The 14505-nt window shown below is 73.8% G+C and carries 16 protein-coding genes; 6 read left to right on the forward strand and 10 right to left on the reverse strand.

Annotated elements, in window-relative coordinates:
- Positions 1-50: 50 nt before the first annotated feature.
- From NOD94_RS35320 to NOD94_RS35340, 5 genes are all read right to left on the reverse strand, one after another.
- A complete protein-coding gene (locus NOD94_RS35320) occupies positions 51-920 on the reverse strand; it encodes a sterol desaturase family protein (protein WP_281210312.1) in 870 nt (289 codons plus the stop codon).
- Positions 921-1112: 192 nt separating this feature from the next.
- A complete protein-coding gene (locus NOD94_RS35325; RefSeq protein WP_281210313.1) occupies positions 1113-2339 on the reverse strand; it encodes an amidohydrolase family protein in 1227 nt (408 codons plus the stop codon).
- The gene (locus NOD94_RS35330; RefSeq protein ID WP_281210314.1) at positions 2336-3664 is read right to left on the reverse strand and encodes an amidohydrolase family protein; all 1329 of its coding nucleotides are present in this window, start codon (positions 3662-3664) and stop codon (positions 2336-2338) included. The genes NOD94_RS35325 and NOD94_RS35330 overlap by 4 nt, the downstream gene beginning before the upstream one ends.
- Before the next feature lie 10 nt (positions 3665-3674).
- The gene (locus tag NOD94_RS35335) at positions 3675-4559 is read right to left on the reverse strand and encodes an SDR family NAD(P)-dependent oxidoreductase (RefSeq protein WP_281210315.1); all 885 of its coding nucleotides are present in this window, start codon (positions 4557-4559) and stop codon (positions 3675-3677) included.
- A gap of 1 nt (position 4560) precedes the next feature.
- The gene (locus NOD94_RS35340; protein ID WP_281210316.1) at positions 4561-5358 is read right to left on the reverse strand and encodes an acetoacetate decarboxylase family protein; all 798 of its coding nucleotides are present in this window, start codon (positions 5356-5358) and stop codon (positions 4561-4563) included.
- Positions 5359-5471: 113 nt separating this feature from the next.
- Between NOD94_RS35340 and NOD94_RS35345 the strand changes: the two genes are divergently transcribed.
- The 6 genes from NOD94_RS35345 (at position 5472) to NOD94_RS35370 (ending at position 11953) form a co-directional block, all read left to right on the forward strand.
- On the forward strand, positions 5472-6131 hold the full coding sequence (locus NOD94_RS35345; protein ID WP_281210317.1) for a TetR/AcrR family transcriptional regulator: 660 nt from the start codon (positions 5472-5474) through the stop codon (positions 6129-6131).
- Between the two features lie 148 nt (positions 6132-6279).
- Positions 6280-8877, forward strand: coding sequence for an MXAN_6230/SCO0854 family RING domain-containing protein (locus tag NOD94_RS35350; RefSeq protein ID WP_281210318.1), 2598 nt, complete (start codon positions 6280-6282; stop codon positions 8875-8877).
- A 48-nt stretch (positions 8878-8925) separates the two neighbouring features.
- Entirely contained in the window at positions 8926-9894 is a 969-nt protein-coding gene (locus NOD94_RS35355; protein ID WP_281210319.1) for a DEDDh family exonuclease, read from the forward strand.
- Positions 9895-10013: 119 nt separating this feature from the next.
- A complete protein-coding gene (locus NOD94_RS35360; RefSeq protein WP_281210320.1) occupies positions 10014-10274 on the forward strand; it encodes a hypothetical protein in 261 nt (86 codons plus the stop codon).
- Between the two features lie 115 nt (positions 10275-10389).
- Positions 10390-11187: an SURF1 family protein gene (locus NOD94_RS35365; RefSeq protein ID WP_281210321.1), complete on the forward strand. Its 798-nt coding sequence runs from the start codon at positions 10390-10392 to the stop codon at positions 11185-11187.
- Between the two features lie 10 nt (positions 11188-11197).
- Positions 11198-11953, forward strand: coding sequence for an SDR family oxidoreductase (locus NOD94_RS35370; RefSeq protein WP_281210322.1), 756 nt, complete (start codon positions 11198-11200; stop codon positions 11951-11953).
- A 66-nt stretch (positions 11954-12019) separates the two neighbouring features.
- Here the strand turns inward: NOD94_RS35370 and amaP are convergent, their stop codons facing one another.
- The 5 genes from amaP to NOD94_RS35395 all read right to left on the reverse strand — a co-directional run bounded on the left by amaP (position 12020) and on the right by NOD94_RS35395 (position 14287).
- On the reverse strand, positions 12020-12586 hold the full coding sequence (gene amaP, locus NOD94_RS35375) for an alkaline shock response membrane anchor protein AmaP (RefSeq protein WP_281210323.1): 567 nt from the start codon (positions 12584-12586) through the stop codon (positions 12020-12022).
- Positions 12583-13179 (reverse strand): DUF6286 domain-containing protein, encoded by a 597-nt coding sequence (locus tag NOD94_RS35380; protein WP_281210324.1) that lies wholly within the window; start codon positions 13177-13179, stop codon positions 12583-12585. Before NOD94_RS35380 ends, amaP begins: the two co-directional genes overlap by 4 nt.
- Entirely contained in the window at positions 13176-13520 is a 345-nt protein-coding gene (locus NOD94_RS35385; protein ID WP_281210325.1) for a hypothetical protein, read from the reverse strand. The genes NOD94_RS35380 and NOD94_RS35385 overlap by 4 nt, the downstream gene beginning before the upstream one ends.
- 113 nt (positions 13521-13633) lie before the next feature.
- On the reverse strand, positions 13634-13837 hold the full coding sequence (locus tag NOD94_RS35390; RefSeq protein WP_281210326.1) for a hypothetical protein: 204 nt from the start codon (positions 13835-13837) through the stop codon (positions 13634-13636).
- Positions 13838-13855: 18 nt separating this feature from the next.
- The gene (locus tag NOD94_RS35395) at positions 13856-14287 is read right to left on the reverse strand and encodes an Asp23/Gls24 family envelope stress response protein (protein ID WP_281210327.1); all 432 of its coding nucleotides are present in this window, start codon (positions 14285-14287) and stop codon (positions 13856-13858) included.
- Positions 14288-14505: the final 218 nt, after the last annotated feature.

Below are 14505 nucleotides of genomic sequence, written 5' to 3' on the forward strand. Positions count from 1 at the left end.
CTTTTTTAATGATCCGCGGACCCCCGAGATCTACACTTGCTGGAACACTCTTACCCAACACGACGCTCTTCCGATCTGGCCCGGGCCGGTCGGGCGGGCTGCCAGCCGGGGCCCGCGAAGACGCGTCCGGCGCGTTCGCGCCAGGTGTCGGCGGCCCGTACGTCGCGGGCGATGGCGGCGTACTCGTGGGTGGCCACGCGCAGCGGGTTGTGGGTGCCGATGTTCTTGGTGAGGCCGTAGACGGGGCGCTCCGTCTCCCCCACCCATGAGCCGAACATCCGGTCCCAGACGATCAGGATCCCGCCGAAGTTCCGGTCCAGGTAGCCGCCCTGGGAGGCGTGGTGGACGCGGTGGTGGGACGGGGTGTTGAAGACGTACTCGTAGGCGCGGGGCAGCTTCCCGATGCGCTCGGTGTGGACCCAGAACTGGTAGAGGAGGTTGATCCCGTAGCAGAACGGGATCGCGGCGGGGTGCACGCCGAGGGCGACCATCGGGAGGTAGAACCACCAGGTGGTGGCGCTGGTCCAGGGCTGGCGCAGGGCGGTGGTGAGGTTGAACCGGCGGCTGCTGTGGTGGACCACGTGGCAGGCCCACAGGATGCGGATGACGTGGTGGAGCCGGTGCTGCCAGTAGTAGAGGAAGTCCTGGACGAGCAGCATGAGCAGCGCCGTCCACCACAGGAACGGCACCCGCAGCGGAGTGAGTTCGTAGACCGCGGTGAAGACCGCCACGACCGGGATCTTCCACAGCAGGTCGAAGCCGATGCTGCCGAGCCCCATCGTGACGCTCGTGACGGCGTCCTTGGTGTCGTACCCGGTCGCGTCCTCGTCGGGATGGAGGCGATAGCTCACCACCTCGATGACGGTGAGCAGCACGAAGGCAGGTATGGACCACAGCACGACATCGGGCAGGTTCGGCATGCCCGCACCATAGAGGCGCCTCCGGGGGCGCCGCTAGGGGTTGTTACCGATCGGTATCCGACGGTGTTACCGCAGGTACCCGGAGCGCCCTCCGGCACCCTGATCGACCCCCGCCGGGGCGGCCGCCCCGGGCGCTCACGGCGCGCGGAAGGTGCGCGGTGGGCGCCCGGGACCCGCCCCGGCGGGGTCGGGTCACCAGACGCGGACCGAGGCGCCGCGGGCGAAGGCCGGGCTGGTGGCGCCGGCGGGGATCCGCGTCAGGGGTTCGGCGATCTCCCGGACGAGGGGGCCGTGCTCGGCCGCCAGGGCGTCCAGGAAGGGGAGGTCGAAGCCGTAGACGCGGGCGGCGTTGCCGCCCACCATGGCGGCGACCTCCTCGCGGGGCAGGCCCGCGTAGGCGATGCGCAGGCCTTCGCGGGAGAAGGGCGTGGTGCCCTCGTCGTGGGGGAAGTCGCTGCCCCACATGATCTTGTCGAGGCCGATCCGGTCCCGCAGCGGGACCTCGTGGGGGCGCATGAAGCTCGCCCCGACGAAGCAGTTGTCGCGCCAGACCTCGCTCGGGCCCCGGCCCATGGAATCGGCCAGCCCCGCGCCGAACTTGGCCTCGGCGGTGGACGAGGCCGCGACCAGGCGGCCGTGGTAGTAGTCCAGCATCTCCAGCACGCCCGGGATCCAGCCGGAGCCCTGCTCGGTCAGGACCAGCTTGAGCCCCGGGTGGCGCCGGAAGGCACCGCCGAAGATCAGGTGCCACAGCGCGCGGTGCGAGAACCAGGTGGTCTCGACCATGAACACGGCGCGGGCCGCCGGTTCGTCGCCCAGCGGGGGCGAGGCCGACCCGCCGTGGTGGTTGACCGGGACGTCCAGTTCGGCGCACACGGCCCAGAGCGGGTCGTACGCCGAGGAGTACAGCTCGGGGACGGGCGAACCGGGCGGGACGCCCGGCAGGAGGATGCCGCCGGTCAGGCCGGCCGTCCTGGTGCGGCGGATCTCCGCGACCGCCGCGTCCACGTCGTTGAGGAGGATCTGGACGACTCCCGCCCGCCGACCCGGCGCGTCGGCGCAGAAGTCCGCCAGCCAGCGGTTGTGGGCCTGGAGGCCGGCCCAGCGCAGCTCGTACTCGTCGCGCGTGGGTGGCTGGGCCATCAAGGAGGCCTTGGGGAAGAACGGCGGGATCGTGTTCGGGAACAGGACCTCGGCGACGATCCCGTCCGCTTCGAGCTCCGCCAGGCGCCGGGCCGAGTTCCAGTTCAGGTCGGCGGTGTCGGCGAGGAGGTCCTCGTACGGGTTGACGTACGTGGCCGCCCAGGCGTCGAAGGCCTCGTGATGGCGCTTGGCCAGGTACGGCCGGTAGTCCAGCAGGTCGGCGCCCGCGTGGCAGTCGGCCGATATGACGGTGTACCGGTCCTCGGCGGGGTTCACCGGTCCACCCCCAGTACGGGGAAGTCGCCGCCGGTCAGCCAGTGCCGGCCCGTCTCGCGGGAGCGGGCCCAGGAGGCCTCGACCGACGCCTGGTCGGAGGACTGGCCGAGCTCGGCCGGGGTGGGGCCGATGCGGCGGGCGATCGGGGCGAGCGCGTCGGTGTCGAAGCCGAAGACCTCGGCCGCCGCCAGCCCCAGCATCCGGCGGGTCTCGGCGACCGGGATGTCGTGGAAGGTGTTCCGCAGCCAGTTGCGGGTGTCGGGCCAGGTCCCCTCGGGGTGCGGGAAGTCGGAGCCCCAGAGGATGTTGTCCACGCCGATCTCGTACCGCTGGGCCAGTTCGCGGCGCTTGGTGTTGGTCGCGCAGACGAAGACCTGACGGTCCAGGTACTCGCTCGGCGGGCGCTTCAGCTCCTCGAAGGGGGACAGCTTCTTGCCGCCGTGCGCGCCGAGGTAGAGGCGGTCCATGAACCAGAGCTGGTTGGGCAGCCACCAGCAGCCCGACTCGGCGACGCCGAACCTCAGGCCGGGGTGCCGTTCGAAGACCCCGGACCAGAGCAGGAACCACAGCGGGCGGGCGGGCCACCAGGTGACCTCGGAGACGAAGATGCCCAGGTGGTCGCCGTACTCGTGGCGGGGCGAGGAGCCGGAGTGGGTGACGATCGGCATCCGTGTCTCGGCCGCGGCCGCCCAGACGGGGTCGTAGCGGCGGTCGTGGTACGGCGCCTTGTCCACCCACATGGCGGGGATCATCAGCGCGCCCAGCCCGGACTCCTTGGCCCGGTGGATCTCGGCGACGACCCGTTCCGGCTCGGCGGTGATGGGGAGCAGGGCGACGCCGCAATGGCGTTCGGGATGCTGCGAGACGAACTCGGCCAGCCAGCGGTTGTGCGCCTGCGCGCCGGCCATGCCCAGTTCGGGGTCCTGGTCGCCGGAGAGGCCCAGGCCCACCCCGAAGGGGGCCGCGGTCTGGCTGTCGACGGCGTCCGCGTCGGGGAAGACGACCTCGCCGGCCACGCCGTCGCCGTCGAGTTCCTTCAGCCGCTGTCCGGTGTCCCAGCCTCCGCGCAGGCCCTCCTCGTGGTCGTGGAACCACTTCTCGGCGAAAGCCTCGTTGCGGACGCCGAGCCGGGTGGCCTCCTCGCGGCGGGCGTCGCGCTGTCCGAGGAACTCGTCGAACGCGCGGTGGAAGCGGGGGTCGAGGTACGGGCGGTACCGCTCGGTGGGCAGCCCCGCGTGGCAGTCGGAGGAGATGATCAGGTACGGGTCCTCGAACCCGTCGCCGGACCGCGCTGCGGCCGGGTCGTTCTCATGCGTGTCAGGCACGGCGGGCCCCTCAGTCGAGGATGAAGCTTTCCAGGTAGGCGGGGTTGGCGCGGTCGAGCATCGACCGCGACCGGGCGCGGATCTGACGGTCGCTGTGCTCGCCGGCCGGGAGCATCCAGAAACGGTCGGCGCGGATGCCGTCGACGACGTGCCCGGCGACCTCCTCGACCGGCGTGAAGCGCACCTCGTGCCCGGCCTCCCTCATCGCCGCCTCGTACTGGTCGAGGGTGCGGTACGGGGACTTGCGCGGCCGCTCCTTCGCGTAGTGGTCGGGCCGGTTGCGGTGCGACTCCCACAGGCCGGTACGCAGCATGTGCGGTCCGGGGAAGAGGACGGAGGCGCCGACGGCCGCGCCCTCCGCCTTGAGGTGGGCGTACAGCGACTCGGTCATCGTGACGACGGCCGCCTTGGTGACGGCGTAGACGGAGGCGGTGGGGAGCGGGGCGATGCCGCCGTCGCCGGACGAGGTGTTGACGACGTGCCCGGGGGCGCCGCCCTCGATCATGCGGGGGACGAAGGCCTGGATGCCGTGGAAGACTCCCCAGACGTTGACGGAGAAGGCCCACTTCCAGTCGTTGGGCTCGTGCTCCCACATCCGGCCCTCCGCCCCGGAGCCGACGCCCGCGTTGTTGCAGAGGACGTGGACGGCGCCGAAGGTCTCGTAGGCGGCGTCGGCGAGGGCGGTCACGGAGTCGCGGTCGCTGACGTCGACGAGCCGGGCGAGCACCTCGGCCCCTTCGGAGGCGAGTTCCTCGGCGGCCTTGCGCAGGGCTCCCTCCTCGACGTCGGCGAGGACCACCTTCAGCCCCTCGGCGGCGAAGCGGCGGGCCATCGCGAGGCCGATGCCGCTCGCGGCACCGGTGACGACGGCCACCTGTCCCGGTTCGAGCCGCATCTCACACCGTCCCTTCGGGGGGTCCGTCGAGGATCTGCAGGGGGTCGTCGTAGCGCTGGTGGATGTACGGGAGGAGGGCCTGGGCGCTGACCCGCTCGACGACCCGACCCTTCTGGTCGGTGGTCTTCTCGCCGATGGTGATCTCCACGATGCGGCGGACGACGAGGTCGGCCACGGGGTCGAACATGGACTCGCGCAGGACGACGTCCCCGGTGATGTGCTCCAGTTTGCGGACCTTCTCGTTGCGCGTGCAGTGGACGAGGACCGGGTCGGAGTCGAAGCCCGAACCGTCGACCGCGGGAAGGAACTTGAAGTAGAAGTCGGTCTTCCGCGTGGGTTCGGGCAGCGGCAGCGCCCGGTCCACGGCCCCGCGGACCTCCACGAAGGCGATCCCGTGCCGGGCGAGGACGGCCCGCACGACGAGCCCGTCGCGCTCGACGGTGACCTCGCCCAGCTTCTTGGGCTCGCCGAACACCTCGCGGCCGCCGATCAGGGCGCGCTCGTGGGTCATCGGCATGACCAGCGGGTACCAGCCCTCGACCCCGCCGTGTTCGGCGGCGACGGCGACCGAGCCGGCTCCGAGGGGGTAGCCGGGCAGGTCGACCTTGCTGATGTTGGCCCGTACGAGGGGCCGCGCGGCGGGCTTGAGCGGCGGGGGCAGGACCGCCGCGACCACGTCGGGGTCGCTCTCCCAGACGGCGACCACCCCGGTGGACCAGATGTCGGGGAGCTTGGAACTCTTCTCGCGCGACGCCGCGATCTCGGCCTCGGTGCGCGCTCCGTACCGTACGCGTGCCATGTTTCGCACCACCCTTCGGTCGGTTCTGTAACACAGTTACACTGCCGTCCGTGAAGGGTAAAGACCCCTGCACGGACAAGAACTGACGACTCGACAGACAGGACGGCCGACCGATGACGAGGAACGCGCTGACCCGTGAGGAGGTGCTGGCGGCCGCCGCGTCCCTGGTCATGCGGGACGGCCCGGCGGCCCTCACCATGCGCGGGCTCGCCGCCGCCCTGGGCACGGCGGTGACCTCCATCTACTGGCACGTCGGCAACCGGGAGTCCCTCCTCGACGCGCTCGTGGAGCGGACGGTGCGCGAGGTGGGAGCCATCACCCCGACCGGGACCACGCCCGCCGCCCGCATCCTGTCGGTGGCCGGGATCCTGCGCCGCGAACTGCGCACCCGCCCGCACCTGGTCGCGATGGTCCACGAACGCGGCCTCACCGACCGGATGTTCCTGCCCGCCCAACAGGCCCTGGTCCACGAGGTGCACGCCGCCGGACTGCGCGGCGCGCGGGCCGCCGACGCCGTACGCGCCATCCAGTTCCAGATCGTCGGGTTCCTGCTCGTCGAGCGGAACCGCGAACGCTCCCCCGCCCAGTCGCCGGCCGAGGGCGAGCTGTGGGACCCGGCGACCGCGCCCGACGACCCGGCGCTCGCCCGCGCCCTGGCCCGCCCGGCCGACCCGGAGCGGCTGTTCCTGCTGTCCGTACGTGCCCTGACCGAGGCTCTGCTGCGACCGGGCGCCGACCGGTCTCCGCCCGACCGGCGACGGCCTGCCGGATAATCGGTTTGCCGCCGCCCGCGGGCCCGTGATGGGATCGACGCCGCGGGGGCGGCTCCGCGGCGTGCATCCTTCTCACACCTTTATCGAAAAGATCCCGCGCGCCCACTCTCCGCCCCCGCTTTGTCGTTCGCGGAGGGGAACCAGAACTGTGTCTGCCGTCGAGTCCGTCCTGCTGCGCCGGCTCGGGAGCGTCCACGTCGACCGCCCGCGGGCCGCCGCCCCGCCCGGCCGTGAAGGGGTGCGGCCCCTGGAGGGCGAACTCCTGGAACGCGGCCACGTGCTCGGCCCGGAACTCCACGCGGTGCTGTCCGCGCTCGCGCCCACCGACCTCGCCGAGGAACGCCTGCGGCTGCTCGCGCTGGTGGACGGGCTGATGGGCGCCGACCGCGTGCACAAGCCGCTCTTCCGCCGCTTCCCCTTCTCCGTCCCGCACGACACCGAACGCTGGTACGTCCGCCGCGTCTTCGCCCTGCTGGCCCAGGAACCCGAGCAGCCGTGCGTGCTGTGCGGCGAGGCCGGCACGGTCCACGCCGTCGACCCGTGCGCCCACCTCGTCTGCCGCGCCTGCTGGGACGGCTCCGACCTCACCGGCTGCCCGGTCTGCCACCGGCGCGTCGACCCCGCCGACCCCTTCCTGCGCGTCGGCCGCCCGGAGGACCGCAAGGCCCCCAAGCCGCCCGCAGGCCCGCTGCGCCTGCTCCGACTCGGCGCCGACCCGGCCGCCGACGCGGCCTCCGTGGTGGCGGCGCTGCTCACCCGACGGACCCCGCTCGCGCCCCAGGACCGCGATGACCTCATCGCCCTGCTGCCCGCCGTCCCGGCCGACCCGGGTTGGCTCCCCGAGGACATCCCCGTACGGGAGACCAAGGCGCTGGTCCTGGGCGTGATGCTGGTCCGCACCGAGGACCGGGCGCCGCTCCTTCGCCGGCTGACCACCGCCACCGACGTGCTGCGGCTGCTCGCCGTGCTCGCCGGCGGCGACCCCGGGCTGCGGCCGCTCCCCCGCTTCGCGAGCGTGGACCGGCGCCTGCGCCGGGAACTCCTCGGCGTCCTCGACGCGTTGCCCCCGCGGTACCTGGTCGAGGACGTGCTGCGGCACCCGACCGGCTGGAAGCGGGCCGGCGAGAGCCTGCACCCGTTCGAGAAGCCCGCCCGGCATCCGCGGGCCGCGCTCGCCTTCGCCGTGCTGCGCTCCACCACCGTGTCGCCCCTCACCCCCTTCGGCGCCGCCCTGCTGGAGACGGCCGCCGCGCACCCGGACGCCGTCCGCGTGGACGGGGACCGCATACGGCCAGCCACCTGGGCGGGCCGGCTGGAACAGGCCCTCGGCGAGGGGGACGCGGCAGCCGCGGCGGCGCTCGCCGGGCAGCGCCCCGGTGAACTGCTGCGCCGCCTCGACCACCTGCTGCGCCTCCACCCGGGCGGGGAACTCCTGCCCGAGCTGGAGGAGGCCCTCGACCACGGCCTGCCCGCCGTCGGCGCGGGCCCCCTGCTGTCGGCGCTCGGCGCCCTGCGGGTGCGCGCCGAGGACCGCACCGGGACCCGGCGGGTGTTCTTCCCGGCCGGGAGCGTGGCCTCCGCCGTGTCGGTGGTCGAGGAACGGCCGCCGCTGCCCGGCCCGCTCGTCGCGGCGGTCGTGTCCCGGCTGGAGGGTGAGGTGCTGCGCAGGTTCGCCGCCGTCGACGGGGAGCCGTACGACCTGGCCGTCCTCGACTCGGCCCTGGCCGACCTGATGGTGCCCTTCGCCGAGCGGACGGCGGCCAGGGCCCTGGTCGCGGTGCCGCGGGGCAGTACGCAGGTCCTGCCGGAGGGCGAGGTGCTGCGGCTGTTCCTGCACTGGACGGAGCCGGCGGGCGAACGGACCGACCTGGACCTGTCCGTGGCCTTCTTCGACGCCGACTGGAAGTACACCGGCCGGTGCGACTACACGAAGCTGCGGCACGGGGACCGGGCGGCCGTGCACTCGGGCGACCTCACCTCCGCCCCCGCCCCGGACGGCGCCACCGAGTACGTCGACCTGGACCTGACCGCCCTCGCGCGGCAGGGGGACGTCTTCGCGGTGCCGATGGTGTTCAGCTTCAACAACGTGGCCTTCGACGCGCTGCCGGACGCCTTCGCCGGGTTCATGACCCTGCCCGCGGACGGCCCGCGCGGCTCCTCGTACGACCCGCGCACCGTCCGGCAGCGCTTCGACCTGGCCGGCGAGTCGCGGGTCTGCATGCCGATGGTGGTGGACCTGGCCGACCGGCGCGCGCTGTGGGCGGACGTCCACCTGCCGCCGTCGGGCGGCTTCCAGAGCGTCGCCTCCCAGGGCGACCGGCTGGGACAGGTGGCCCGCGACGTCCGCGAGCACTTCGGCTCCGGCACCCGTACGACGCTGTGGGACCTGGCGGTGTGGCGGGCCGCGGCCCGGACCCGCGAGGTGGCCGTCGTACGCCGGGCACCGCTGCCCGGCCTCATCGACGAGGTGTGGCTGTACCGGGCGCGGCCCGCCGAGGAACCGGCCGCGTTCGCCGCCCGGATCTGCTCCCTGGAGGTCCCGGAGGCACGGCTGCCGCGTCCGGACTCCGACGGGGCCGCCGCCGAAATGGCCATGGGCCGCCGGGTGTTCCTGGCGATGACGCACGCGGGCGTGGCGCCGGCCGGGGCCTCGGGCACCTCGTACCGGCTGTTCCCGGGGCCGGCCGAAGTGCCGGGTTCCTTCGACCGGGTGAGCGCCGGCGACCTCGTGGCGGAGCTGGGCTGAAGGGCATCGGGCCACGACTGTCGGTCGGGCCCGATATCCTCTGTGACCATGCTCGCCGACCGTACGACCGCAGAGACGACCTGGCCGACCGCGTACCCACAGGGGTACGCGGTCGTCGACGTGGAGACCACCGGGCTCGCTCGCGACGACCGGATAGTGTCCGCGGCCGTCTACCGGCTCGACGCGCAGGGCAACGTGGAGGACCACTGGTACTCCCTCGTCAACCCGCGCCGGGATCCGGGCCCGGTCTGGATCCACGGCCTGACGAGCGACATGCTCCAGGACGCGCCGCTCTTCGAGGACATCGCCGAGGAGTTCGCCGGCCGGCTCGACGGCCGGGTGCTGGTCGCGCACAACGCCATCTTCGACTGGCAGATGATCGCCCGGGAGTACGCGCGGGCCGCGGCGACCGCGCCGGTCCGTCAGCGGCTGTGCACCATCGCCCTGTCGAAGGAACTGAACCTGCCGCTGCCCAACCACAAGCTGGAGTCGCTCGCCGCGCACTTCGGAGTGGTGCAGCAACGCGCCCACCACGCGCTGGACGACGCGCGCGTGCTCGCCGAGGCCTTCCGCCCGTCCCTGCACGCGGCCGCGCGGGACGGCGTACGGCTGCCGCTGCTGGAGTGCCGTCCGCTGACGGAGTGGTCGGACTCCCCCGCCACTCCCCGGGTCGGCCACCAGGCCTCGTACGGCGGGGGCAGCTGGCGCGCCTCGCGCAAGCGGCCGCCGTGCCCGCACCCGAACCCGGGGCGGTTCGAGGACGGCAAGCCGCTGAAGCAGGGCATGCGCATCGCCTTCTCCGGTGACACCTCGGTGGACCGGGAGCTGCTGGAGGACCGGGCGGTGGAGGCGGGCCTGCACATCGCGACGAGCGTGTCGCGGCTCACCAGCATGCTCGTGACGAACGACCCCGACTCGGCGACCTCGAAGACGGTCAAGGCCCGGTCGTTCGGCACTCCCGTCGTGGACGAGGCCGCCTTCACCCAGCTCCTGCGGGACGTCGCCCCGGCCGACTGAGCGCCCGGCCGGGCGCCCGCGCCGGCCGTTCCCGGGCTGCTACGCCAGCCGGGTAGAAGTTCCCCGACGACACGAGTACGTCCGCCCGCCGGGGCGGTCCGAGCCTCCACGATGCCGCCATGGCACGTTGCGAAGTATGCGGAAATGACTACGACCTGGCGTTCTACGTGGAGACCCAGGACGGTGCGCGGCACGTCTTCGACTCGTTCTCCTGCGCGATCCACCGGATGGCACCCATCTGCGAGCACTGCCGGGTGCAGATCATCGGCCAGGGCGTCGAGGCGGACGGGCACTGGTACTGCGGAGCGCACTGCGCCCGCGCCGAGGGCAAGGCGGGGATCATCGACAGGGTGGGCAGCGCCGCCGGCGCCATGGGGTGACCCCCGGAGCCGCCCGGCGGCGAGCACGCCCGACCCACCCGCCCCCGTCCTCCTCCCGACCCCGGAAGGCCACCCGGCCGCCGGGGTCGTCGCCGCTGGGGGTACCGTCGTGGACGTGTACCGCTTTGTACTGACCCGGCAGTGGGTGTGCCTCACCCTCGTCGCCCTCGCCCTCATCCCCGCGATGATCAAGCTGGGCTTCTGGCAGTTCCACCGCCACGAGCACCGGGTCGCCCAGAACGAGCTGATAGCGCGGAACCTGTACGGGAAGCCCGTGCCGATGACCGGGCTCACCTCGCCGGGTCACACCGTTCCGCGGTCCGACTTCTGGCGTGCCGTCACCGCCACCGGTACCTACGACCCCGCCCACGAGGTGGTGGTGCGGATGCGGACCTCGAACGACGACAAGGTCGGCTTCCACGTCGTGACCCCGCTGGTGCTGGCCGACGGCCGGGTCGTGCTGGTCAACCGGGGCTGGGTGGCGGGCGGCGGCGACGCCCGTGCCTACCCGCCCGTGCCGGCCGCGCCCTCGGGCGAGGTCACGGTCACCGGCAGGCTGAAGGCCGACGAGACGAGCGGCGGCAGCGGCATCAAGGAGCGCAAGGGGCTGCCCGACCGCCAGGTGATGCTGATCAACAGTGAGCGGCAGGCCGCGTCCCTGGGCCGGCCCGTCCTCGGCGGGTACCTGGAACTCACCGCCCCGGCGCCCGCCGACGGGAGCCCGGAGCCGGTGGGCGAGCCCGACCACGACTCGATCGGCGCGCACATGGCGTACGCCGTCCAGTGGTGGCTGTTCGCGGCGGCCGTGCCGGTCGGCTGGATGGTCCTGGTCCGGCGGGAGCGGCGCGACCGGGAGGAGGCCGAGGCCGCCGGGGCGACGAAGGCCGTGTCCCCGGAGCCCGCTTCGGCGTAGCGTGGCCCGCATGGATCTTGGACTGAAGGACCGTGTCTACGTCGTCACCGGAGCCACCCGCGGCCTCGGCTTCGCCTCCGCGAGGGAGCTGACCGCCGACGGGGCGAAGGTCGTGGTGACGGGCCGCGACGCGAAGCGGGCGGCGGACGCCGCCGACGCGCTCGGCCCGAACGCGGTGGGCGTCGTGGCGGACAACGCCGACCCGGCGGTGGCCGCGGAACTGGTGGCCACCGCGAAGGAACGGTTCGGCCGGTTGGACGGCATCCTCATCAGCGTGGGCGGCCCGGCCCCGGGCCTCTCGGCGGACAACACCGACGAGCAGTGGGCGGCGGCCTTCGAGTCGGTGTTCCTGGGCGCGGTGCGGCTGGCGCGGGCGGCCGCGGCAGAGCTGGGCGAGGGCGGGGTCATCGGCTTCGTGCTGTCGGGCTCGGTGCACGAGCCGATTCCCGGCCTGACCATCTCCAACGGCCTGCGGCCGGGCCTGGCCGGCTTCGCCAAGTCGCTGTCGGTGGACCTGGGCCCGCGCGGGATCCGCGTCGTCGGTCTGCTGCCGGCGCGGATCGACACGGACCGGGTGCGCGAGCTGGACGCCCTGTCGGGCGACGCGGAGGCCGCGCGGGCGAACAACGAGTCCCGCATCCCGCTGGGGCGGTACGGCACCCCGGAGGAGTTCGGCCGCACGGCGGCGTTCCTGCTCTCGCCGGCCGCGTCCTACCTGACCGGCGTGATGGTCCCGGTCGACGGCGGCTCCCGGCACGGTTTCTGACCCCGCCCCGGACGAACCCCGACCCGGGCGGCCCCGCCCCGCGGCGCGGCCGCCCCCGCCGGCCGGTTACGTAACCCGCTGCGCGTGGTGCGAGGACACCCGGAGGCGGGCCTCCGCGGGGAGTTCGGGCAGGCCCGCCGACGCCCGGGCGTGGGTGAGGACCGGTCCCCGCAGCGCGGCCAGCGCATCGGCCGGGACGGCGTGCGGCTCCAGTTCCAGCGCGATCCGCAGGCCCGGGGCGTCCCGCCGGCCGCGCAGGGCGACCCGGCACCGCGCGACCCCGTCCAGGGCCTCCGCCTCGGCGGCCACCGCCGACTCCAGCGCGCGGCCCCGCAGCAGGGCGAAGCCCCCGTCCCCGGTGTCCACCTCCAGGGCCGCGAGGCGGGGGCGCCGCAGTTGTGCCAGCAGCCACCACAGCGCCAGCAGGACGCACAGCCCCAGGACGGCGACCACGGCCCACCACCGCCAGTCGTCCGCGTGCCAGTAGCGGTGTCTGCTCCGCGCCGTGAGCAACGGGGCGTACCGGCCGCCGAACGGCCTGGACGCCGTCAGCAGCGTGACCCCGGCCGCCAGCAGCACGAGACCGATCGACGCCAGCAGCGTCCGGTTCACCTTCCCGAGCACCGCGCTCACCTCCTGACCCGGACCCGCGGCCGCGGCGGCCGCGCGAGTCCCAGTTCCTCGATGCCGACGGCGAGCACCTCGTCCAGATCGGCCCGTACGTCGTCCAGTTCGCGGAAGTGCGAGGTGGCCCGGACCCCGACGCGGGAACGGCCCACCTTCACCCGGACCGACCGGACCCCGGCGACTTCCATCGCCCGGTCCCGGAGCACCATCGCGGCCGCCTTCCGGCCGAGTCCGGCCCGCAGGGCGCTCCGGGCGCCCGTATCGCCGTCGGTGTCGGTGTCGGCGTCGACCTCGGCGCGTCCGGTGTCGGTGTCCGACGTCCGCATCACCAGCAGTCCGCGCAGCCCCGGGGCCACCGCGAGGACGAGCAGCAGGGCCCCGACCGCCGCCAGGATCCCGCCGCCGACCAGCACCTCCGTGTCGGCCGGGGTGTGGATTTCCAGCCATCGGGCGAGTTCCGGGCGCCACCGCATGCCGGGGCGGTGGGCGCGTACCTGGACGAGGTCGTAGAGGAACAGCCCGGCCACCCCGATGACGGCCAGCGCGGTGAGCGCCGCCGGGATCCGCCGGGTGGACCGGATGCGACGGGAAGCGCTCACAGCAACCCCCGGTCCCGGCCCGGGGAGGCCGGGCGGGTGTGGGTGGAGTGCAGGCGCTCGATCTCGACGTCCACCTCGGGGACCGACATCGCGGCGTACTCCTCGATCCGGTGGGCGACCTGGCGGCGGACGGCCGCGCACTGGGCGGCGAGGTCCGACGGGTAGCCCAGTTCCAGGCTGACCCGTACCCGTGCGATGTCGTGGTGCACGGTGACCGTCGCGTGCGGGACCGCGCCGGGCGCGGGCGCTCCGTCCGCGAGCGCCTCGCGCGCGGCCTGGGCCGCGATCTTGGCGACGACCCGGTCGGCGATGCGGGTGGCTCCGCGGTCCGCCGCCGGCACCCGGGGCGGTAGGGCCCTCGCCCCGGAGCGGGGCTCGCCGGCCCGCGGCGATGTGGGAGCGGATGGTGGCGTGGGCTGCGCCGGGGACGGCTGCGGCGTGTTCACCGGGCCGCTCACAGGGGCCGGTCATCGCGGCCGCGGGGCCGGGAGCGCGGGCGGAACAGGTCGCCCGGGTCCAGGTCCCCGTCGAGGAACCGGCCGACGACGAAGCCGACGGCGCCGAGCGCCGCCACCAGGAGGAAGGCCCCGAAGCCGCCGAAGTACCCGGCGAACCCCAGTGCCATGCCGGCCAGCAGGCCGGCGACCGCCATGCTCATGTGTGTGGCTCCTTTCGGTTACTGGAGCCGGGATTCCGGTTCTTCGTCTTCCTCGTCGGGCAGCTTGACGTCGCTGACCGCGATGTTGACCTCGACGACCTCCAGTCCGGTCATCCGCTCGACCGCCGAGACGACGTTCTCACGGACCGCCCGGGCCACGTCGCGGATGGAGACGCCGTACTCGACGACGATCTCCAGGTCGAGTGCGGTCTGTACCTCGCCGACCTCGGCCTTGACGCCTCGACTGACCGAAGTCCGAGTCCCGCCGGGGACCCGGTCGCGGACGGCGCCGAGGGTACGGGAGAGGCCACCGCCGTTGCCCATGGCGTGGACGCCGATCACCTCGCGGGCGGCCAGTCCGGCGATCTTCTCGACCACCCCGTCGGCGATGGTGGTGCGGCCTCGGTCTGACGGGGCCTTGAGGGTGCCCCCTGATGCGGATTCGGTCATCGCAGGTCCTTGGCTGGGGAGACGTCTCGGGAGCCGGCGGCCCCCGAGGGGCGACGAGCACTTCACGTGCCGCCCACTCCCGTCCACCGTAAGCGCGTGTCACCATCCGCGCGCCGGAAACCACGCCGGTCGGTCGTAACCGGCGCGGGGGGGGGGGGGGGGGGGGGGGGGGGGGGGGGGGGGGGGGGGGGGGGGGGGGGGGGGGGGGGGGGGGGGGG

The organism is Streptomyces sp. Isolate_45, from assembly GCF_024721315.2.
Taxonomy (GTDB): domain Bacteria; phylum Actinomycetota; class Actinomycetes; order Streptomycetales; family Streptomycetaceae; genus Streptomyces.